This is a genomic window from Lysinibacillus xylanilyticus (assembly GCF_001708185.1).
GTDB classification, from domain to species: domain Bacteria; phylum Bacillota; class Bacilli; order Bacillales_A; family Planococcaceae; genus Lysinibacillus; species Lysinibacillus xylanilyticus_A.
Genome location: NZ_MDDN01000002.1, coordinates 14,512 through 37,082 on the forward strand (window position 1 = coordinate 14,512; position 22,571 = coordinate 37,082).

23 protein-coding genes and 1 other annotated feature are annotated in these 22,571 nt (G+C 33.5%); of the genes, 5 read left to right on the plus strand and 18 right to left on the minus strand.

Annotation, left to right across the window (positions count from 1 at the left end):
• Positions 1 to 62 precede the first annotated feature (62 nt).
• The 6 genes from BFJ97_RS04785 to BFJ97_RS04810 form a co-directional block, all read right to left on the minus strand.
• Positions 63 to 1,682: a hypothetical protein gene (locus BFJ97_RS04785; RefSeq protein ID WP_068983522.1), complete on the minus strand. Its 1,620-nt coding sequence runs from the start codon at positions 1,680 to 1,682 to the stop codon at positions 63 to 65.
• Positions 1,679 to 2,707: a hypothetical protein gene (locus tag BFJ97_RS04790; RefSeq protein WP_068983523.1), complete on the minus strand. Its 1,029-nt coding sequence runs from the start codon at positions 2,705 to 2,707 to the stop codon at positions 1,679 to 1,681. The genes BFJ97_RS04785 and BFJ97_RS04790 overlap by 4 nt, the downstream gene beginning before the upstream one ends.
• A gap of 596 nt (positions 2,708 to 3,303) precedes the next feature.
• On the minus strand, positions 3,304 to 3,780 hold the full coding sequence (locus BFJ97_RS04795; protein WP_083226911.1) for a hypothetical protein: 477 nt from the start codon (positions 3,778 to 3,780) through the stop codon (positions 3,304 to 3,306).
• Positions 3,746 to 5,869, minus strand: a complete 2,124-nt coding sequence (locus BFJ97_RS04800) for a site-specific integrase (protein ID WP_068983524.1) — start codon at positions 5,867 to 5,869, stop codon at positions 3,746 to 3,748. The genes BFJ97_RS04795 and BFJ97_RS04800 overlap by 35 nt, the downstream gene beginning before the upstream one ends.
• 2 nt (positions 5,870 to 5,871) lie before the next feature.
• Entirely contained in the window at positions 5,872 to 7,197 is a 1,326-nt protein-coding gene (locus tag BFJ97_RS04805; RefSeq protein WP_068983525.1) for a tyrosine-type recombinase/integrase, read from the minus strand.
• Between the two features lie 178 nt (positions 7,198 to 7,375).
• Positions 7,376 to 7,624 (minus strand): ATPase, T2SS/T4P/T4SS family, encoded by a 249-nt coding sequence (locus tag BFJ97_RS04810; RefSeq protein ID WP_068983526.1) that lies wholly within the window; start codon positions 7,622 to 7,624, stop codon positions 7,376 to 7,378.
• A gap of 699 nt (positions 7,625 to 8,323) precedes the next feature.
• On the opposite strand from BFJ97_RS04810, the gene BFJ97_RS04815 reads away from it, so the two are divergent.
• Both BFJ97_RS04815 and BFJ97_RS04820 read left to right on the plus strand, forming a co-directional pair.
• Complete coding sequence (locus BFJ97_RS04815; RefSeq protein WP_068983527.1) at positions 8,324 to 9,034, plus strand: helix-turn-helix transcriptional regulator; 711 nt, start codon at positions 8,324 to 8,326, stop codon at positions 9,032 to 9,034.
• A 118-nt stretch (positions 9,035 to 9,152) separates the two neighbouring features.
• A complete protein-coding gene (locus BFJ97_RS04820) occupies positions 9,153 to 9,395 on the plus strand; it encodes a DUF2626 family protein (protein WP_024361272.1) in 243 nt (80 codons plus the stop codon).
• A 189-nt stretch (positions 9,396 to 9,584) separates the two neighbouring features.
• On the opposite strand, the gene BFJ97_RS04825 is transcribed toward BFJ97_RS04820, so the two are convergent.
• Complete coding sequence (locus tag BFJ97_RS04825) at positions 9,585 to 10,229, minus strand: MBL fold metallo-hydrolase (protein ID WP_068983528.1); 645 nt, start codon at positions 10,227 to 10,229, stop codon at positions 9,585 to 9,587.
• 169 nt (positions 10,230 to 10,398) lie between these two features.
• Here BFJ97_RS04825 and BFJ97_RS04830 point away from each other — a divergent pair, with 169 nt between their 5' ends.
• Positions 10,399 to 10,578: a DUF2759 domain-containing protein gene (locus BFJ97_RS04830; protein ID WP_068983529.1), complete on the plus strand. Its 180-nt coding sequence runs from the start codon at positions 10,399 to 10,401 to the stop codon at positions 10,576 to 10,578.
• A gap of 352 nt (positions 10,579 to 10,930) precedes the next feature.
• Here BFJ97_RS04830 and BFJ97_RS04835 read toward each other — a convergent pair whose 3' ends face one another.
• From BFJ97_RS04835 to rpmG, 4 genes are all read right to left on the minus strand, one after another.
• On the minus strand, positions 10,931 to 12,826 hold the full coding sequence (locus BFJ97_RS04835; protein WP_068983530.1) for an LTA synthase family protein: 1,896 nt from the start codon (positions 12,824 to 12,826) through the stop codon (positions 10,931 to 10,933).
• Positions 12,827 to 13,106: 280 nt separating this feature from the next.
• Positions 13,107 to 13,316, minus strand: coding sequence for a YqgQ family protein (locus BFJ97_RS04840; RefSeq protein ID WP_068983531.1), 210 nt, complete (start codon positions 13,314 to 13,316; stop codon positions 13,107 to 13,109).
• Between the two features lies 1 nt (position 13,317).
• Positions 13,318 to 13,902: a 5-formyltetrahydrofolate cyclo-ligase gene (locus tag BFJ97_RS04845; protein ID WP_068983532.1), complete on the minus strand. Its 585-nt coding sequence runs from the start codon at positions 13,900 to 13,902 to the stop codon at positions 13,318 to 13,320.
• A gap of 66 nt (positions 13,903 to 13,968) precedes the next feature.
• A complete protein-coding gene (rpmG, locus tag BFJ97_RS23425; RefSeq protein ID WP_008408521.1) occupies positions 13,969 to 14,118 on the minus strand; it encodes a 50S ribosomal protein L33 in 150 nt (49 codons plus the stop codon).
• A gap of 160 nt (positions 14,119 to 14,278) precedes the next feature.
• On the opposite strand from rpmG, the gene BFJ97_RS04850 reads away from it, so the two are divergent.
• Complete coding sequence (locus BFJ97_RS04850; protein WP_068983533.1) at positions 14,279 to 14,719, plus strand: hypothetical protein; 441 nt, start codon at positions 14,279 to 14,281, stop codon at positions 14,717 to 14,719.
• Between the two features lie 3 nt (positions 14,720 to 14,722).
• Positions 14,723 to 15,220 (plus strand): hypothetical protein, encoded by a 498-nt coding sequence (locus BFJ97_RS04855; RefSeq protein ID WP_068983534.1) that lies wholly within the window; start codon positions 14,723 to 14,725, stop codon positions 15,218 to 15,220.
• A 112-nt stretch (positions 15,221 to 15,332) separates the two neighbouring features.
• On the opposite strand, the gene BFJ97_RS04860 is transcribed toward BFJ97_RS04855, so the two are convergent.
• The 7 genes from BFJ97_RS04860 to pstA form a co-directional block, all read right to left on the minus strand.
• Positions 15,333 to 15,905 carry an anthranilate synthase component II gene (locus tag BFJ97_RS04860; RefSeq protein ID WP_068983535.1) on the minus strand — a complete coding sequence of 191 codons (573 nt, stop codon included), beginning with the start codon at positions 15,903 to 15,905 and terminating at the stop codon, positions 15,333 to 15,335.
• Positions 15,902 to 17,284 (minus strand): anthranilate synthase component I, encoded by a 1,383-nt coding sequence (trpE, locus tag BFJ97_RS04865; protein ID WP_068983536.1) that lies wholly within the window; start codon positions 17,282 to 17,284, stop codon positions 15,902 to 15,904. The genes BFJ97_RS04860 and trpE overlap by 4 nt, the downstream gene beginning before the upstream one ends.
• A gap of 111 nt (positions 17,285 to 17,395) precedes the next feature.
• Positions 17,396 to 17,935: a binding site (T-box leader), on the minus strand.
• A 25-nt stretch (positions 17,936 to 17,960) separates the two neighbouring features.
• The gene (locus tag BFJ97_RS04870; RefSeq protein WP_068983537.1) at positions 17,961 to 19,043 is read right to left on the minus strand and encodes a mechanosensitive ion channel family protein; all 1,083 of its coding nucleotides are present in this window, start codon (positions 19,041 to 19,043) and stop codon (positions 17,961 to 17,963) included.
• A gap of 71 nt (positions 19,044 to 19,114) precedes the next feature.
• Positions 19,115 to 19,987: a hypothetical protein gene (locus BFJ97_RS04875; protein ID WP_068983538.1), complete on the minus strand. Its 873-nt coding sequence runs from the start codon at positions 19,985 to 19,987 to the stop codon at positions 19,115 to 19,117.
• A gap of 186 nt (positions 19,988 to 20,173) precedes the next feature.
• On the minus strand, positions 20,174 to 20,833 hold the full coding sequence (gene phoU, locus BFJ97_RS04880) for a phosphate signaling complex protein PhoU (RefSeq protein ID WP_068983539.1): 660 nt from the start codon (positions 20,831 to 20,833) through the stop codon (positions 20,174 to 20,176).
• A gap of 13 nt (positions 20,834 to 20,846) precedes the next feature.
• Positions 20,847 to 21,632, minus strand: coding sequence for a phosphate ABC transporter ATP-binding protein PstB (gene pstB / locus BFJ97_RS04885; RefSeq protein WP_068984056.1), 786 nt, complete (start codon positions 21,630 to 21,632; stop codon positions 20,847 to 20,849).
• Between the two features lie 60 nt (positions 21,633 to 21,692).
• A complete protein-coding gene (gene pstA / locus BFJ97_RS04890; protein WP_068983540.1) occupies positions 21,693 to 22,571 on the minus strand; it encodes a phosphate ABC transporter permease PstA in 879 nt (292 codons plus the stop codon).

Sequence of the window (22,571 nt, forward strand, 5' to 3'; positions counted from 1 at the left end):
AACTTAACCAATAGATCATTATAAAATCTATTTAAACTATGATTAAGACTTATAATCATATATTAGGTAGTCAATGTAATTGCAAATTCTGATAGCATAAGTTTAAAGGCATTTACGTATTTTTCATCTAAAATTTTACTGGGTTTATGGCTGGTATAATCAATATGATTTATATTGTCAAAATCTAGGGTATCATACTTGCCAGATTCTTCTTTCTTTAATGTCGTAGTCAGTATTATTTGGTTATTAAGCTCACTAAATAAATCTATAACCTTTTGTTCTTTGTCTGACGATAAATCTTCTGCTCGGAAAGAATCAACAATAATTGGATAGTCATGTTTTAGTTCGCTTGCTAAAGAATAAATCTTTACTAACTGAAAAATTGTTTCTTCACTACCAGAAAATACTTCATCTTGTTTAGTGAAGAGGCTTATAAATTCCAAGTTTCCTTCTGGATCTATAAATTTATATTTTTCATTCATTATTTTTAGAATTGATTCAATCAACGCAACTTGATTAGCTTTATCAGTTTCCTCCAATTCCGTAGAAGCTGTTAAATCCGAGCTTAAATCGGAAATCTCTCGCTCAATTTCAAGAATTTTCTTCTCCGTATCTGCTGCGCTAAAAATGTCTTCTTTGTATATTAACAAAGCCTCTAAAGAGACATTCTCAACAGCTAGCAGATCATTTATTTTTGTTTGTTGAAATGCTATTAACTCTGTAATGCGTTCAATTTCTTCTTTGTAATCTTCTATTTTATTTTTAATTGAATTCATTATATCTGCTCTAATTTTTGGAGTAGATACATCAAAAGTATATGATTTTTCCCCACTTAACTTGTAACCTATTTGAATAGAGCCACAATCTAAGCATACTACTTTACCACTCTCCATTTCACGGTTAAGAGAGTTTAATTCCTTTATTGTACCTTCACATTTCGACATCCTATTAAATATTAAATTCCGTTCCTTTTGAAGCTCTGTTAATGTTTCTTTTATTGTTTCTATTTTCTGGATATTCTTCTTAAAGTTTTCTCTATCATTCACGCTGCTTAAATAAGAAATTGGTTTTTTTTCTGATTTTAAAATTTTATTTTGTTTTAATAACAGCTTTTTTTCTTCTTTCAATTTAGCTATTACTTTTTTCTTTCCTTTTATTTCCTCAATTGATAAAAATGATGCCTCTGATCCCTGTAGATTATATAAAGCTTTAATAAAGTCTTCTTTGTTATATTGCCCTTTATTAACTATATTTGAGGTTTCTTTTTTATCTTGCCCCACAAAAAATATTTGTAAATATAAAACTGGATCTACAATTTTTTTAGCACCATTTTTTTCGATTATTGGCAATGGAAAAATATTTTGATGCCAATATCTTTTAAATTCCGATGTATTTTCAAAAATAAAGAATCCCTTACGACTTTTTATAATAAATGTATTCTTAAATCTACATATGTCATAACTTTCACCTTTGTAGCTAAAATTTATTATGTAATGATAATGTTGATAATCAAAACTTGTAGGAAATGTTGGTTTGTTTCCAAGAGCATACATCATTCCTTGTATCAGTATCGTTTTTCCTTTGTTATTATCATTACTTGAAATTATATTCATTCCTTCATTAAATCTATCTTCAATAAACGCTTCTTTATCGTTTCCAATCGCCACTAAGTTAATTTTCATAATTCTATTCCATCCTTAATCAAAGATATAAAGTACTTCAGTGATATAACATCAAAATCCATACATCTTTCTAAAAGGTCCAGATCCAACTTAGAATAAAGCTTATTAACATCTGTATTAGGATTTATCATTATCACATGGTAGACATTTTCAAACAACTTCCAAAAATTATCCGCATTATTCTTATTGTATAAGGCTTTAGATAATGCGAGTTGGCTTTCTAAAATAATATCTTTTTGTCTTTCCCCATCAAGCTTACTAATTATGCTATAGAAGGCTAAAGGAACTCCTTTTTCAAATGGATCTCTGTTAATAATCCTAGCAATAGCTAATAGTCTAATTTCTCCTGTGGTTAAATGACGGCCATAGTTTAATGCTTCATGACATGTTTCAATAGTGATGTTTTCAACTACCGAATTTTTTTTATTCGACTGTTTGTCTCTTATTTCATTAAATATTGAATTAAGGATTTCTTGGCTAGGTATTAATTTTACATGTGTCTTTATTATAGACTTCACATAGTCACTATTGGGCTTATCATCAACAACAAATTGCACTAAACTTAGAAAATCATTAATTTTTTGTTCATCTATATCCTTATTATCTATATAGGTTTTGGCTTGGCATTCTTCAATAAGACCTTCTCGGATTTTTACTACTGCACTTTCTTTTATATTTTTCAATTCAAAAACATTTAAATCTGGATTAATTCGAACTGAATTTGAAATTCCACCCATGAATAATATAAAGCAGTTAAATTCAAATTCACTTAAATAATTTTTATACAATGTGACTAGTTCTTTACCTATAGCTTTAGGAGGTGAATTTTTAGCCCCCTTTGATTGAATATCCCACATTTTTTGTCCTATTCGAGACATCCCGGTTAAATCATTAAAAAAGTCAACTATGTAATAGTGTACATCATCACTATCTTCTCTAAAGTTCATTAAATATAACAATGCTTTGGTTTCATATTCAGCCCCAGCAGCTCTTAATTTTTCAGATGACTTTACAGTATAAACCATAATTCCTCCTAACCTCAGATAAAAAATTTAGTATCCAAAATAAATTTACAAAAATAAGATAAAATCATCTCAATTGTTATAACTGAGATGATTTTTATAAAACTAATTATTCATCGTTTGTAGAAGATGAATTTTGTAAATACTAAAATGTTTTAGCCTCAAAATTCTCTCGTTTGTAATACCATTTTCTTGGAAGAAAATTTGCTGTCTCACATCTAGTTAGATCTATACCTATCTAAATATAATACCCCTCAACACCCTTTATTACAATATATTACATTCATAAGAATACAAAAAGGTAAAATAAAGATTTTTTTATTATTAATTTCATATATGTATAAAATAATAAAAGTAAGAGGCAGTAAGGATATCCTCTTAACTACTTCTTACTTTTACTTTTTCTTATTCCGTTCTCTTAACAGTTTACTGATTCTTCCTTCTTCAATTTTAACCACATCTTGTTTCTCATGCCGATTATTTAAAATTATAATTTTAATATAGCTTCTTAGTTCATTTTCTAAATTACAAACCTCCATTATAGCTCTAACTAATATCTTTAACTAATTAGGATGGAATAGAAACCTATCCATCCTATTTTATTTGAACTCCTCAAACTGATTCGTTATCCAACGATTCTGATTTTTAGCAACATATTGTTCAACTTCAATTAACCTATTTACCAATTCATCCTTTGACATCTTCATATATTTCTTTTTTACAACCTTTAAATCTCTTTCTAATGAGATGCACCTTAGTGACGTTTCATCGAATTTAGATGGCAGTGTAGTTTTTTTACGAATGCTATTTACTTTATATGTATTGCTACATTTTTTGTACTTCTCATACAATACTTTATTTTCACTAACAGTATTTTGATGAATGCCTTTCCCTTCAGGGTCAATATTTTTCGAGTATTTATGAATATTGTTATAAGTTACTGCTATGCCTTCCCTAACCAAAAAATCAATTGTTTCAATACCTATCTTGATAGAACGTTCTTTACGTTTATTATGGACATCTTTCAACCAATGATAATCTTTATCTAAACGGGTTAAGTTTGTATTGTGTTTCAATTTTTCTTTCCTCACGATATTTTTTTATTAAATCAATTTCTTGTAACTCTATCCTTGCTTGTTTCATCATTTCTTTTGCTTTACGAGCTTCAATTTCTAATCCCATTTTATTAAATCTCTTTTGCATATCTGTTGATAGTTTTATAACATCTAACAATTCATCCTCCTGATCCGGTTCTGGAATCTTAGCTTTACAACCTAAACATTGCATTTTTGTTGGGCAAACAAACTCAGTCACACAAGTACCACCTAAAACTTTATTAAAAACACCAACTTTTTCTGTGTATTCATCTAGTTCCCTTTGAAGTGATTCTGGACTTCTTAGGTATATATCATCTATGTCAACATAGCTCGATATAATGTCGTGATATTCATTTAATGACTCTATAATCTGTGTGTCAGTTGGAGCCGAGTAATAAGCCGTAGTATTAAAATTTTTATGATGTAGGAGTTTTGCTACAATATCTATAGGGATTTTTTGTCTTTGAAGTGCTTCTGTTGCGAAAGCATGCCTTAATAAATGTGATTTTATCGTGACAGGCTCTCCATTTTTCGTTTCAAAATACAATCCATGCAACAAGAAACGGATACATTGGGTTGTACTTTCCTCACGCATAGCTCTATTATTACATTGAAAATAATATGGCTTTACTTCTTTAAACAGATATTTCCTTGTTCCTCTATATTCAACATAGGGGATAATATTACTTTCGTTTTGTCCTTTTAACATCTTTGCAACTATTTGTAATATGCTCATTGTTTGTTTAGAAATATAATATTCTTCAGGTAAATCTCTTCCTTTCGGAATAGCCATAAAAGAATAACATATCTTATCTTTGACTTTTTTCATTTTAATACATTCTTTTGTATTATTTATTTGTAACAACTCATTAATCCTTGCACCTGTTGTAGTTAAAATATCAATTGCTAATAGCCCGAAGGTACAACTTACATATAAGGGTTCAATATCTAATAAGTATCCATCTGCTTTACATTGCCAACTCGAAATTAGTCTAGGTGGTGCTAAAACTCCTTCATGCAACGAACGATATGGATTTGAATATCCACCGTTCTCTAAATATCCAATAGATTTTAAAAAAGTTAAAGATTCTTCATAACCTTCATCATCAAGTTTTAGTCTCTTATGTGCAAATAACCTATAATCCAACAATTCTTGAAACCAAAAACCTTCAATTTCTCCAGTAGAATTTGTAGACTTAGTTTCAAGGTATTCTACAAAATAACTATCTTTTTCAGCAGAATAACAATCTAGTCCTAATCTTACTGAAGTTAAAACACTACGACTAAACTTTTCTGAATTATTAAGTATAAAGGAACGCTTACTCCATAATCTAAAATAATGAGTTTCGTTTATATGTTCTGGTTCGTCATATGAAAATTCAACTGGAAAAGATAGTTCCGTTTCTAAAGCATTTGAAAGTACTTTTTTATAAGTTTGATATAAACGATTAATTTGATTCCATCTAAAATTAGCTTTGACACGTAATTGTGGTAAGTAGGGTACAATTGCATCTGTTTCTGCTTTTCTTTTTGTTCTTGCTTTTTGCTCGGCTTTACCTCTAATTTTAAATTCTGTTCTCCTATAGTAAAAAACAGGTAGCATATAGTTTTGAAATTCTTTTAATTTCTCTGAATCAAACTTACTTTCAACCCATTTTTTCATTAATAATGAAGATGAAGTATAAGCTTTTAGGAAATCCGTTCTCTTATTAGAAGTATGATCTAAATAAATTTCTTCGCTATAATATTTATAAAGGGTTTGCTCAAACTTTTCATCATTAAAACTCTCTAGATTTAGGTCAGAGAAAAACAATTTAAAATTACGATGTAACATTTTTAATCTTTCTAATATTGTTCTCTCAACAGTATTTTTATCTAATCTAATTAATGCCATTAAAATAAGATGATGACTCCATTTTACTTGTAAACAATTTTTTGTAATGAATTTTACTACCGAATCACCTAATTTATCAATTAAAAATTCATTATTAAGATTTTTTAAATGTAAAATATTTTTATCAATATATTTTTCCCAGTCTATATACCATTCTGATTGCGGATATTTCATATTTAATCTAGCCCTTCTAATAAATCTTTTAAATCCTCGTCCAATTCAACTGTCATTGGAGTTAAATGTTCAATTAATTTAGCAGCTTTAATATTTGGATTTTTATTAAATTCTCTTTCTTTATTTTGCATATCTTCAAGCATCTTATCATGTGCTTCCCGATGCCTTAACTCATCAAAATAATGTTCATATACATAAATAGTATCTTTGTTACGCCATTTCATATAGTTAATCAATTCGTTCTTTCTTATGTCAATCTCAGCGTCGTTTTTAGAAATACTATAAATCTCCCTCAAACGTGTTGTAACAAACCAATGGCGTGTTTTATGTGGATTTATAGCTAATTTATTTTCTTTCAAAGATTTGGTCCAATGGTAATACCAAGTATGATATTTTAAAGGACAACCCTTAGAATTTAAAAACATTGGAGCATTGTCTGGTAAAGTTTCAAATCCTAAACTATTTTTATCTAGTGTTTTTCGTTGTCCTTCAACATATTGTTTTAATAGCTTTACAGTTTCTTTACTAAATCTAATAAATTTAATTCTTTTTCCGAAGCTACCCTTGTTAAAGGTAACTGCCTCCTGAAAACTTCTTCTTGCTCTAAAATCACCTATAGTTAATTCAATAATTTCACTAACTCTCGCCCCTGTTTCAAACAACATTCTTGTTACGATAACAATAACCAACGGAACATTTGAATTCTTTAAAGCATTATATACTTGATATGGTAAAGTAGAATCATCTATAATCTGAGGCTCCCATTCTTCATTAACAACTTTAAAATATGAGTTTGTAAGCCTACGGTACTTAATTTCTTCTTCTGTACCCGATATTTCTGGTAACCTAGGTTTATTTTCACGTACTCCTTCGCTATAGTTAGGATTTAATTTTGCAAAACTATCTATTAAAGGATTTGTGTATTTATAATACTCTAATCGAATTAAACAGTTATAGAAGGATTTAAAAGCTGATAGAAAGACCTTTATAGTATTTGGGCTTTTTTTTGTTAAATTTACAATATTAAAACTCTCTTTCTCCCTAACTTTACAAAACATTTCATGTGTTAAATAATCTTCTATTACCGCTCTTAATCCGTCTGGTTCTGAATCCCATTTTACTTTTTCTCCCCGATACATACCTTTTTCAATTAGCCAGTTAAAAAAGGGTATTAACTTATTCAAATATGTATTTGCAGAACTTTTTGAAATTTTTTTTGATATATAATCAAAATATATTGTCAATGGCATAAAAACTATATCGTTTTTAAATACTAACAATTCATATTTGCTCTTAACACCTTTGGGTTTTAATGCGTACCAATACATAAAGTATCACCTCATAAAGAACGTAAGTTCTAGCTCTATTTATTAAACTATAAGGTATTTTGCTCAAATTAAAAACATTACTTTGATTACAAAGAAATGTTTTTTGTTTTTTGATATATAATGTTGCACATCTTATTAAATCCTTTATATTACGTATATTAACTTTAAATAGTATATTTTAATTATACAGATGAGGTTTACGACGCTCGCTAATATCTAATGCCGCTAAAAATTTATAGAAGGAAATCATTCGTTCCGCAAGATCGTGCGGTAACTCACCTGCATGGAGTAACCGATCATATTTTCGAAAATAAATACGATAATGTACACTTTCCGGAACTAATAATATATCTGATGCACCAAAGTTATAGGCCTTTAGTAAAAGTTGCTCGCATTTTTGTTCAACAACCGTTTCAAAATTCTGCATATTCGCACCCCTCTTCTAGTTCAATCGAATATGACCGCTCTATTCGTTATTTCCTAGTATAGATACGAAACTGTCACGAGAAAAGCCCTTTTCTTAAAATAAAAATTTACTATAGATTCCCCTATTATTTATGATTTTTGCTATCAAAATGTGGATAACATGTATTTTTCCCTAAAAACGAACATAATCCGAATTCGAAAAACTAATGAACGAGACGAATCAATAATTTTGTTATGCTGGCGCAAACTTTAAAGCTTCTGGAACATAATGATTGTTTTCATCTTTAATATTCCTTTCTTACTCATCTGCTCCTTCACTCAATTATACTACTATATTCTATGCAAAAAAATTTGTTCAACAGCAGTTTCAAAATTCTGCATCCCCCCTTCTAGTTCATCTAAATTTGACCAATCTATTCTTAATTTCCTATTTTCTCGTATGAATACGCCACGAAAAAAGACCTTTTCTTTCGAAAAAAATTGCTGTTAAATTTCCTATGAAATAGGAATTTTTCTATAAAAACATGAATAACGTGCAAAATTTCACTAAAAATGAACATAATCCTATGAAAAAGTTAAGATTTATGTCAAAAGGAACTGTTTCTTTTTCAATAATACAATATAATAGAATCAACATGAATTTTTTCCTAACACTTGGTAGAGGAGCTATTATTTAAAAAATTATCTTGAGGTGAAGCAAATGATCCATCCATTAAAAATTACTAGTACTTTAGCTGATGAAACTAGATACTCTATTTACGAGTACATCCTGAAAGAGAAAAAAACTGTAACGGTCCAAAATATCGCTGATGAATTCGGCATACATCCAAATGTTGCACGCCTACACTTAACAAAGCTCACGGAAATTAATATTATAATAGCTGATTTTGCTAAGACTGGAAAAGGTGGCCGACCTGGTCGTGTTTATAAAGCCTCTGACAAAGGCTTAACATTAACGTTTCCAAGACGTGATGAAGATCGACTATTAAAATGGACAATCCAATTAATTCAAGAATTTGGACCATCTGCATTAGAAAAATGCCAGGACATTAGTTATCAAGATGGTTACCAACAAATGAAGAACTATGTAAATGCTGAGTTAACATTAAATAATACCCTTACCTTCGAACAAAAACTTCAGCTATTAACTGACAATGCTGCATTAATTGGTTATATTCCACAAGTACAGCAAACGGAGCATGGTAAAAAAGTGATATTCTCCATTTATAATTGTCCATTCCAGGAGCAGCTTACTTCCCATTCAGAAATTGTTTGTTCTTTACATGAATCCTATTTAAAAGGACAATTAGATGCATTATTTTCAAGTAATGAATTCATACAGATTGAAAGCATGATACATAATTGCGATTTATGTAAATATGAAATAAACGTGACAGAAATCGATCGCTAATTTAAAAATCCATTTGTTTGTCACAAAGAAGAGGAAGTTCCAGTTTACAGATACCTTTCATATCATTTATAATGAGTAAGAGATTATTGTGTCGTGGGCAAAAGGAGGGGAAATCTTCATGGATAATATGTATAAAGTTATGGCATTCTGGACAGGTATTTTCGCCGTTATGTTCTACCTTGGTGGTATGAACGAAGTATCGCTATTATTCGTAGGTAATACAGGTTTATTCTTATTATTAGGCTTCTTAAACCTTTCAGAACGTATGTACATGTACATTTTCGGAGCATATTTAACTGTATTCTTCGCTGGCTTCACGTACTATACAACATTCATTCACGTGCCTGGTGGCGGTCATTAATACAAAGAAAAAGCGTATCTCACCGAATGTGAGACACGCTTTTTTATGTGAATTTATTCATTAGATACAGAAGCTATAGATGAGCATAGTAAAATCCCCTTTGCGATTATATAGATTAGAATTTAGTTTATTCTATCTATCCAACGAATTGCTAAGGGGATTTTTGCATTTTATGAAGTTACTGTAGGCTTAAAAACCATTTAAAAAAGGATTTGTCTCCATTTCTGCACCGACCGTTGTATAATTACCATGGCCTGGGTAAATAATAGTATCCTCAGGTAGTGTTAATAACTTATCATGAATGGATGCAAGCAATATTTTCGTTGAGCCTCCAAGTAAGTCTGTACGTCCAACACCCTGCTCAAATAGCGTATCCCCCACAATAGCAAAGCCATCATTTTCAAATATATACGAAATACTACCTGGTGAATGTCCTGGTGTAAAGATCGCTTTAAAACTAAAATTACTTATTTCAAATAGCTGTTCTTCTTTAATAATATTTTCTTCAGCCGGTGCAGCGACAATATAATCTGGTAATGCTGCGTATTTACTAGAGCCATTTTTTGTTGGATCTCCTAACCAGCTAACTTCCTTTTCATGAATCCATACTGGAACATTAAAAGCTTCTCGGACAGCATCTACAGCACCAATATGATCAAAATGTGCATGTGTCAAAAAAATGGCTGATGGCTTCAAACCGTTACTACGAATAGTCTTGATGATTCGATCTGCTTCCTCTCCGGGATCAAATATTAAACATTCCTTTTCTTTATTCGATACGATATAACAATTCGTTTGGATAGGTCCAAGCGAACAACTTCGTACGTTCATCATTGACATCACCTCAATTTTATATTATACAGCCTTTGCCACAATTTGACGATAAATGTTCATAGTTTTCGCTATATTAGTTCTCGACAAAAACAGGTGGAACGTTTACAATTAAGGAGGAATATTGTTTACGACATTCATTTTCTGATGTCGAAAGGAGTGTCAATTTTTAATGAACTTATTAATGGTTATTTTTGGTCTAGTAGCGATTTTAGCTGTAATTGGTACATTCCAAGCAATTAAAGAAAAGAACCTTTTAAGTGTTGTTTTCAACTTGTTAAGTGCGGCTGTCTTCGGTTGGTTTGTAATTATGACAGTCATTAATAGTGGATACCCACCAAAATTACACTAAGATTTAGACAGAAACAAGAGCAGTCTGCATTCCGAGACTGCTCTTTTTCTTTCTGTCGTATTGTCTATTTTGATTTAAATTCTCCTATTTTAACCCTAAGCGATAACGACTTCCCTCTGAGCTGTTTTATTAGGCTCTCTGAACGCATTAAACTTCAATTTGACGTATACTCCTGTTACATGCAAATCTTTTCCATATACTCCTCTTTAGGGGTAAACAAGAGGGTTCTATAGGATACCCGTAATATGACGGATTGTACCCTTTAAACGATGATAGAACATTTTGCCTCACTCCAACATTTGATATAGAACCATAAAAAAGAGATCTCATGTTTAGTGAGATCTCTTTTTTATTATTCGACTGCTTCTTGCTTCAAGTTACCTGTCTTTTCATCATAGAAGCGAAGCAAATCACCGTTAATGATAGCATCGGAATTTTCTAATTCTGTCGTCGCCCGATCAGCGTATGGCTGACATGGCTCGCCATCAATTTCTTCACCAGTAGCTTTGTCATAGCAAGCTTCACCAGCATAAACATATTTATCTGTTACAAAACGACCGTCACGGAAAATAACGAAATCTTCATGCTCTGGTGAGAATAAGTCAGCACCAAGTTGCATATCTTTTGAAGTTTCAATACCAAGAAGGTGTAGAATTGTTGGACGTAAATCCATTTGTCCAGACACTTCTGTCATTTCTTTACCATCACCTGCTCCTGGGATATGGATGAATAAAGGTACTTCTTGTAGCATTGCATTATCAAATGGTGTAATGCTTTCTTTTCCTAAATATTGAGCCATCGCTTTGTTGTGGTTTTCTGAAATACCATAATGGTCACCATACATTACGATAATTGAGTTATCATAAACTCCTTGATCCTTTAAACTTTGGAAGAAGTCTTTAAGTGCTTCATCCATATAACGAACTGTTTGGAAGTAACGATTTAATGTACCTGAGTTTGAAGTGTATTCAGGAATCATGACATCTTCAGGATCCAAAGTAAATGGATAGTGGTTCGTTAATGTAATTAGACGAGAATAGAATGGCTGTGGCATATCTTTCATTAAAGCTGCTGATTGCTCTAAGAATGGAGTATCTTTCATACCCCAGTTAACAGCTTCGCCTTCGTTAACTTTATATGAATCTACATCATAGAATTTATCAACTTTTAATGATTGATACATCATGTCACGATTCCAGAATGATTTATTATTCGGGTGCATGACATTCGTATAGTAACCATTTTCTCCAAGACGCTCAGCCATTGAGTTATACGTATTTCCACCGTGTGTGAAGAATACCGCACCACGACCTAAGCCAAACAATGAGTTTTCTACAATAAACTCGGAGTCAGAAGTTTTCCCTAATCCAGTTTGGTGATAGAAGTTGCTGAAATAAAACGTATCTTTATCTTTTGTTAAAGAGTTTAAGAATGGTGTAATTTCATGACCATCCATCTGGTTATTAATCACAAAGTTTTGTAACGATTCCATTGACACAACAATTAAATTACGATCCTTGTACTTACCAAACATCTCAGGGTTAACCGCTGCTTGATTAGATCGAATATAGTTGTTCACTTCTACTAATTCACTGCCATCCGCTAATGCACGTTGAGCAGAAGATTTAGATTGAATATAAATATCATACAGATGGTAGTTATAAGTCCCAATGTTTTTCACAAGTAATTCACGGTCAAAGCTTCGAGTCAACAATTGTGGACGTTCAATTTCTGCTAATCCTAAGTTTAAGAAAGTCATAGCAACTGCTAATACGAAGTACGCACGACGGAATTCCACGTTAACTTTCACTATTGTTTTCATTCTTGGCCAATATTTATTAGCTAAAATTAAAATAAGTACGTCGATGAAATATAATACATCCCAAGGGTTTACAATCGCTGAAACGGAAGTTCCTAAATCACTAAAGTTACTTGTTTGGAATAATACCGGTAGCGTAATAAAGTCATTGTAGAAACGATAGAATGCCACATTTCCGTATAAGACAATTGATAAAAGAACACTGACTGTAATAATATAACGGTTTTTAGCTTTTGAAGATTTAAAGAATAACGCTAAACCATAAGCAAACAGCAAGAAGCTCAATGGATTAATAAACAAAATAAATTGTTGCATTGCATTTTCGATTTTCATATCAAAGCTTGTGTGATAAACAATGACCGTTTTTATCCAAGTTGCTACAATTGCTAGTATCATAAATGAATGTTTAGGCCACTTAATTGATTTCATTCCTAACATCCTCCCTACTTTTTAAAACGAAAAAATAATAATGTTAATAATTTGTTACTGAAACAACATATATCTTAATCTTTTTTTTACAGATGCGCAACAGATATATTTTGGAAAGCCATTCTGCTTGCTCGTCTACACGTTAGATATTTATATATACGTCTTTGTTTGTAAAAAGTTTCGCAAAATCATAAAAACAGTGGAAACCCACTGTCTCTTAGAATATTACATACATGTTACATTATTTTTACAATACCCCAAAGGAATTATATTTAAAACATTATTGATTATTCTCTTTCATACGAAGTTTTGTCGTTTCTTGTCGAATTAGTAACAATGCCATTTGGTAATCTTTAATATCTAGTACATTCGCTTTATACAACTCACGAATTTCATCCTCCATTAACATCAAATCACCAATAGGATCTCTTGTATAAATAAAAGTGCCATATGTTTTTAATAATTCATAAATATCTAACATCTTATCCATTTTAGTTCGCTCCTCGTTGTGTTACACAGTCAATACGTTTAGTCGGTGTCACAATGATATCTACTGGGCAATCGTGTGCGTCTGTAGGTACTTGTTCATATAGCTGCTCATCAAATAACAGCGATACTAGCTTACCTTTGCTATAGTTTAATACATAGCGATCATAATAACCACCGCCATAACCTATGCGATAGCCAAACTTATCAAAAACAACTCCCGGAACAAGTATGACATCCATTTCATTTGCGTCAACAAACTCACATTTTTCTGGAATTGGCTCACGCAAATGCATATAAACAGTTTCTAGCTGTGCAAACGAATCAATAGCATAAAATGTCATTTCTCTTGTTTTTGGGTTGCATTTAGGAACAGCGACTTTTTTACCAAGTTGCCACAATTCTTCAATTAAATGAATTGTGTCGACTTCTGGCTTATTAGAAATGGTAATGCCGATTGTATTTGCTTCTATTATATATGGTTCTTGTAGCACATTTTTTGCGACAATAAAAGATCGGTCTTGGTAAGCCGCTTCACTCATTTTTGCGAGAGCTCCCCTTACCTCGTTTCGTAAAGTTGTTTTATCCATACCAAGCTATCCTCCTATCTATATGTAAAAAGCCAAAACCACTTGTGGTTTTGGCTTAATGAGCGATTACTTAGTTTCACGGTGAAGAGTGTATTTCTTCTCGCGAGAGCAATATTTTTTAAGTTCAAGACGCTCTGGATTGTTACGCTTGTTCTTTTTAGAAATGTAGTTACGTTCGCCGCAATCTGTGCAAGCTAAAGTAATGTTTACGCGCATCATTAACCCTCCCACTCTATATCAAGAATTTAAATTTTGAGCATGATTTATACGACTTACCTATTATAACACAAACTAAAAAAAAATCCACCTTCATTTCATATTAAGTTTGCTTATGGTAAAATACCTTATAATTACATAACTTAATGAGGTGAAACTTTTGGATTTATCCATCATACTTATGATTGTTGGAATTCTTCTAATCATCGTGTCGTTCTTTTTCAAAAATAACGCGAAAAAAGTCGAACAAGATGTAGAAGAGCTTTCCATCTCTATTTTTCAAGAAACAAATAATTTAAAACGTCGTCTAAAAATTGTTGAGGAGGAGCTGTTATTAGAGCCTGAATTCCAGGTTAAATCAAATTCAGTCCAAAATAACATGCCAGATCCAAAGGTGCAACAAGTGATACAGGCCGTACAACAAGCCGCTCAAGCATCAAAAGCTGGACAAGGAGCACCACAAACAAAAAATATTCATCAAATTATCGTTAGTCAGGTGCTTGAATTAAATAAGCAAGGTCTTTCGGTAGCCGATATAAGTATTCGCTCAAATTTATCAGAAGAGCAAGTGCGACAAGTGATTGCAAATGGAGGTCGGTAATACATGAATAATTCCTCTATTCGTGCATTTGGCATTGCACTTTTTCTTGTAGGAGCAATACTTGCTTTAGCAACTCGTTTCGATCTTCAAATTGGTCTACCAACTAAAGCTTCCTCAGGCGAGGAAAATGTAGAGGAGCTGCAAAAAAAGCTCGAACAGGCAAATAAAGAAATTGCATTGTTAAAGGAACAAGTAAAGCAAGCTCCAAAGGAAAACACTCAGAAGACAGATGCACCTGAAACAAAAGCTAAAGACAATCATGAATCAGCAGACGCCCCGGCAACCAACGTTACCACTATGACACTTCAAATTTACAGCGGCATTACACCATATATTGTGGCGCAAAAGCTTGAAGATGGTGACATTATTGCCAATAGTGTTGAAATGGAACTGATACTTGCAAACCCTAAATATGCTCGAAGCTTACAAATTGGTTCCTACGAAGTCAATTCTTCAATGTCTTTAGAGGAAATTGCAAAATTGATTACAGGGAAAAAGTGATAACATGATCTCTTAGTGAAAGAGAGCTTAAATATTACTATTCTTCATAATAAATGGCTGTCATCCAAAAATCACAACTCCTGATTTTTGATGACAGCCTATTTTGTTTAGTTTATGAAATTTGTTCTAAGAAGGCTTGCATCATCTTGCTGCCCTCTTTCGTTCCAATGGATTCTGGATGAAATTGTAGCCCAAAAAGTGGATAATATTTATGTCGAATCGCCATAATTTCACCATCATCACTGGAGGTTGCTAAAATAGTGAAATCCTCATGTAACGTGCTTTGCTCAATGATGAGAGAATGATAGCGCATTACTTCGATTTTACCGTCTAACTGAGCAAATAAATCTGTTTTTTTATATTGAATTGTAGATAATTTCCCATGCATAATATGGTTAGCTTGAACGATGCTGCTGCCAAAAGCCTGCCCTATCGATTGGTGCCCAAGACAAATGCCCAAAATTGGAAATTTCGTGTAAAGCTCTTTGACAACATCCACTGTTATCCCTGCATCAGTTGGCGTACCTGGGCCAGGCGATAAAATAATAGCTTCTGGTTGCATTTTTTTAATTTCCTCTATTGAAATTTCATCATTACGTACTACTTCTACGTCTTTCCCTAGCATACTTATTTGCTGAAATAAATTATATGTGAATGAATCATAGTTATCGATCAGTAAAATCATTTTTTCACCTCCAATAACGCGCGAGCTTTATTGAGTGTTTCCTCATATTCAGACCATGGCACAGAATCATACACAATACCAGCCCCTGCCTGAACATGTGCACGATGATCCTTAATAACCATGGTACGAATGGCTAGAGCTAAATCCATATCCCCTGTAGTGGAAATATAGCCTACTGCTCCTGCATAGACACCACGTTTTACGGGTTCTAGCTCATTGATTAGCTGCATAGCACGAATTTTTGGTGCACCTGATACTGTACCTGCAGGCAAGCAGGCTCTGAGGACATCCAAAACATGTACATCATCACGTAATTCACCGATAACCTCTGATACAATATGCATAACATGTTTATAACGCTCAATATTCATATATTTTACAAGCTTCACTGTACCGACTTTTGCAATTCGTCCAAGATCATTACGACCTAAATCCACTAACATCCGATGTTCAGCAATTTCTTTTTCATCATTGAGTAAACCTTCCGCAATCGCTTTATCCTGTTCCACTGTTTTGCCTCTAGGCTTTGTTCCTGCGATTGGATTTGTCGTGACCATTCGCTCCTTCACCTTCACAAGACTTTCAGGAGACGTTCCTAAAATGATATACGTTCCAAAATCCATATAGAACATATATGGTGACGGATTTGATGTACGCAACTGACGGTATAAATCAAAAGGATTCCCTGTAAATGGTGAGGTGAAACGTTGTGATAAGACAATTTGGAAAATGTCACCCTTACGAATATACTGTTTAGCGCGGTCAACCATTGCTACAAAATCTTCTTCAATCATCGGCTTGAAATTGAGCTCTCCCAGTGACATGGCGTCGAATGTTTTACCAGCATAAAGCTGTTCCTCCATCTTAGAAATAACCACTTCCATTGCGTCAAGAGAGCGCTCTTCATCAAATAAATCAATGGCCGCTAACGTCACATCTTGCTTTACATGATCAAAAACAACAAATGTATCATAGAAGAAGACATGAACATCTGGCATTTCTAAATCATCCTGCAAAAATTCTCCTATTTTCTCTGCATAAAAGGCCGTTTCGTATCCAAAGAAACCAATCGCTCCTCCAAAAAAGGCGAAAGGATATTGGTCCTCATGGAATGGCATAACCTGCTTTAATTTAGTGAGTACATTTTCACTCGCTTTTTCACTTTCTCCATCTTTGGTAAAAGTATATCCACCCTTATCTCCCATCAATTCCGCAACTGGATTGACGGCAATAAATGAATAACGTCCACTTTCTTCATGTTTGGCAGACGATTCAAAAAGCATCTTATGTTTCCCTTCAAGCGATTGATAGACGGAAATTGGCGTCATCATATCACCCTGTAATACCTTCATAGCAAACTTTCTAAGCTCAACTGTCATTCTCTTCTCTCCTTCTCTATGCTCTGCTCTACTACACCAAATCTTTATTCTATAGGGTAGAAACATTACTATTGAATAAAGAAATAAAAAAATAAAAAGACCTTCCCATCACAAAAGGACGGAAAAGCCGTGGTGCCACCTTCATTGGTCTTAATCAATTATGCCCGGTATAATTGCGTCCGCAATCGGCTTTGTGCTGAGGCCTGCAAATGTTTTTTGTGCGAAAGCGTAGTGCTAACGTAGCGGCAGCAACAAATGTTTTTTGTGCGAAAGCGTAGTGCTAACGTAGCGGCAGCAACAAATGTTTTTTGTGCGAAAGCGTAGCGGCAGCGGCAACACAGCACTGATGCAGGCCAGTTAGCCGTTATCGCATGGATGCGATGATTTTAGACTAACATCCTTTATTAACTACTGTCCGATTATGTGACATCCACCAGAGGCATAAACTTCTTTCATCAGATGTTTAAACATCCACTAAAAAAAGCTAAAAGACCCACTTTGTACCTTATAACGTAGGCAAACGCTAATCCATACTCTTTTTCAGGATTAGAGCTCCGAAGTCCATTCACCATTCATTTGTACTAGTTTCCACCTGCCACTAGCTCTCTATAACAAAAAATAATAGCTACTACTCTTCATCTAAGCTGATTACTATTTTCATTGTAAAATAAATAAATTAACAATTCAAATTTTTTTTACTATGAAGCCATTCATCTTCAGCCGGAGCTGCTAGCTCAATATTTAGTTCCTCAAATATTTGACGAATAGCAAATAATATATCCTGTTTCGTACTTAACATCACTGCAGTATCATTTGTCGCCACATAAAAACGCACAAGAATACGATAAGAGGTTGGATAAAATTCATCTATAAATACATGGATCAACTCTTTTTCTGTAGCTGTATGCAAATATATTTCCTTTTGAATAGCACTTAAAGCACTCCGTAATTTTTCTTCTTTATTTTCAGCAGCTACGAATAAAAATTGTTCACATTTTCGTTTTTCTCGTCTAGATAAATTATAGATTGGCCGATTGACTAAATAGGAGTTCGGGACATAAACAAGTCCTTTATCACCCGTTTGAATTAAGGTACTTCGAAGATTAATATCTTCAATAGTTCCATCAATTTTTTGATCTTCTGTCGCTATCCAGTCGCCAATCTGAAACGGATTATCTAATGCAACTGACATCCCACCAAAAACATGTGCTAAAGTATCACGTATACCAAAGGCGATGGCTACTCCCGTTAAGCCAATCCCTGTTAAAAAGCCATTCAAGTTAAAATTCCAGAAAGAAGCAATCGTAAACATCGCCGCTATCATAATAAGCACTTTTCCTACGCGTAGAAAAAACGGTAATAGGACGTTTGGTTCTTCTTCACTATTCAACTGCAAAGGCTGTTTTGTATAAAAATGTAAAACATCATATACACCTTTAAAGGCAAAGAAAACAATAATGGACAATACAAAATTCTTTGTCACTGCATTTGTAAATAAATTTTCTTCTAATAATATGGTTAAGCTGAGTACAATGACAGCTGACATAAATGCATAGCGAATCTCTTTATTAAATTGTTCTAGCACTATTGCCTGAAACTCTCGCTGACGATTTCTTAAAAATGCAACAAGACGATTAATAATTTTCTTTATAACAAGTTGCTGAAAAAGCCAACCAACGACGCAAATAGCAACTGCAATAATAACGTCCATCCACGTTGGTGCTGAAATATTTGGTAGTAACCATTTCAATGAATCCATGTTTTTCTCCTTTAACTACTATGTATACTCACAGAAAAGGAGCCGATCAACAATGATGATCAACTCCTTTTTTATTGAATAGCATCATCCGCAAAAAAAGCCTTGTTGGCAAACCAAAACTGCTGTTCATTAAATTTTTGTTCATGCATGGCAATCACCAAAAATTCAGCATAATACTTACGCTTCATCTCATCAAGTATGGTTTTCGCTTGCTTTCCAACGAGATGCTGACCATCAATAGGAGTTCCTTCTGTAAAAATGATAATATCCGCTTCTGTACAATGTTGATTTTCTTGTAGCAAGCCTTTTACAAAATGAAGCACGGGCAGAATTGCTGCTTCTCCCTTTGCTTTGTATTCAATAAAATCCTTAAAATCACATAAATTTAAATGACCGTTTTCAAATCGATAATGTACATGAATTTGACAGTCATATGGAACGATATATAAATCTCGCCCTTCACGGTGCGCAATCATGAAAAATGGTAAAATCATACTTTTGCAAAGATCCGAATATGCTGCCATACCCGTAGTTTGTTCAAGACATATAATGATTGGACCTAGTTCTTTTTTGTATTCATCAAACGGAACATACAGGATATTTCCTTTTTTAGTTATTTGATACTTTAGCTTTTGTCGTCTAGCTATCTGCCACTTTCGCTCATAATACAAACGCTGCTCTTTTCCGTTGATCAATCGTTCAGCTTGCTCAATAGCTGGTATGTTTTCACACATTTCACGCATGATATCTTCCAATTCAAGTGCAAATGCTGCCATGTTTCGCAATGTTTCACTCTTGTAAAAATAATCAATAAAGATACGTTGTTCCTTGTCATTTAATTCTTCAAGATGTAAGTGATCATAGAGAAAACGTAAAAAGTCATGTTGTTCTGACGTGAGTGCCAGAGCAAATTTCTCTATAAGTGATTCTACAGCGTCTTTCACGAAGCAACACCTCCAAAGCACGTTTTTTTGGATAATGTCTATAGTATAACCAAAATTATTTTTTGACAATACAATTATGCCTGTAGTATTTGACGCTATTTTCATCAACAATGTTGCTGTTATCCTATACCTTTACATCATCATGACAGTAAAAAAGAGAAGAGCTTGTCAACGGCTCTTCTCCTACTAATTATTCAATTCGTAATGTTTGCCTTTGATTAAGTAGAATAAGTGTTCAGCAATATTTGTTGCATGGTCAGCTGAGCGTTCTAAATAGCGGCAAATAAATGTTAAGTGTGTTATTTGAGAAATATGTGCTGGATTTTCAGCACCTGCACGAAGCAATAGCGTTACTGTCGCTCCATATAAATCATCGACGTAATCATCTAGTTCTGCAATTTCCTTGGCACGAGCCGTATCTTCATCCGTAAAGGCTTTTAAAATACTTTCTAACATTTCTACCGTCTTGTTACACATCGTTTGCAAATTTGTTATAGGAAAGACAAGTGGTTCTTTTCCAATACGAATCGTCTCTTTGGCAATATTAACCGCATAGTCCCCTACTCTTTCCATATCCGATGCCGCTTTGACAAGCACCATGAGACGACGTAAATCTGTAGCTACAGGTTGCTGCTTAGCGATTATTAAAATAACATGATCATTGATTTCTTCTTCAAGACGATTAATGATTAAGTCGTCTTCAAGAATCTTTAAGGATTTCTCTAAATCCTGCTCTACTAATGCTTCAAATGCCAATTTAAGAGCATTGATACTACTAGTAGCAATGTCGATAAATTGCGCTTGAACTTCTTTTAATTCCTGTTCAAAACGTTCACGTACAACCATCTTCTGCTCCTCCTTAGCCGAATCGACCTGAAATATAATCTTCAGTACGTTGATCCGCTGGTGTTTGGAAGATAACGTCTGTTTTATCGTATTCAACAACCTCTCCGCTTAGGAAAAATGCTGTACGGTCGGAAATTCGTGCTGCTTGTTGCATATTATGTGTCACGATAATAATTGAATAATCTTTTTTCAGCTCTTGTACAAGCTCCTCGACTTTTAATGTAGAAATTGGATCAAGTGCGGATGTTGGCTCATCCATTAAAATAACATCTGGTTCAATCGCTAAACAACGCGCGATACAAATACGTTGTTGCTGACCACCTGATAAACCGTATGCATTTTGATTTAAGCGATCCTTTACTTCATCCCAAATGGCTGCACCGCGTAAAGATTTTTCAACAATTTCATCAAGAATCTTCTTATTTTTTATGCCATGGATACGTGGACCATAAGCAATATTATCGTAAATAGACTTCGGGAATGGATTTGGCTTCTGGAATACCATCCCTACACGAGTACGTAATTCCTCAACAGTATAGCTTTTATCTAAAATATTGCGCTCACGATATATTATTTCTCCTGATGTTCGAACACTTGGTACAAGCTCTACCATTCGATTTAACGTTTTTAAATAGGTAGATTTCCCACAGCCAGAAGGGCCAATTATAGCTGTTACTTCATTTTCATAGATGCTTAAATTAATATCTTTTAAACCATGATGATCGCCATACCATAAATTTAAATTACGTGTATCATATACAACTTTTTTAGCAACATCAGCTGAAGGCTTTGTCGCCATATGATTCGTTTTGACAACTGATTTTTCCTGTTTAAAATCTAGTACCATAAGGTCACCTCATTAATAACGTTTTTGGAATTTATTTCGAATAAAGATGGCAATAGAGTTCATCAGTAAAAGTACTGTCATAAGTACTAAAATACCGGCTGCCGCTACATGTTGAAATTCCTCTTGCGGGCGTTTTGCCCAATCATATATTTGCATTGGTAAAGCAGTGAATTGGCTTAATAAACCATTAGGTAAAAACTGTAAAATAACTGGAATCCCAATCACAACAAGTGGTGCCGTTTCACCAATTGCACGAGACAAGGCTAATATACTCCCCGTTAAAATCCCTGGAATGGCCGCTGGTAACACCACATGCACAATCGTTTGCCATTTCGTCGCGCCCATACCATAAGAAGCTTCTCGTTGTTCATTCGGTACTGCACGAATTGCCTCCTGTGCCGCAACGATAATAACTGGCAAAATTAATAAACTCATTGTTAAGCCAGCTGCTAAAACACTTTTTCCTAGTCCCATCATTCGAACGAAAATTGTTAACCCCAGTAAACCAAAAACAATGGAAGGCACACCTGCTAAGTTAGAAATATTCAAACGAATAAAGTCATTTAGTTTATTTTTCTTCGCATATTCCTCTAAATAAATTGCTGTTCCTACACCTAAAATAATGGACACTGGTGCAACAACTGCCATCAGCCAAAGTGAACCTACTAGAGCCGCTTTTATGCCCGCTTTATCTGCAAAACGCGAAGCAAAATTTGTTAAAAAATCGATTGTTAAATAGTCGACACCCTGCGTCACAATACGATAAAGCAAAACAGCTAGTGTCACTAATGCAAAGGTCGTTGCTAGGAAAAATAAAGCTTTCCAAATTTTATTGAATGTAATACGCTTTGTCATTCTTTTCATGACGACCGTGTCATCAATATAGCGCAT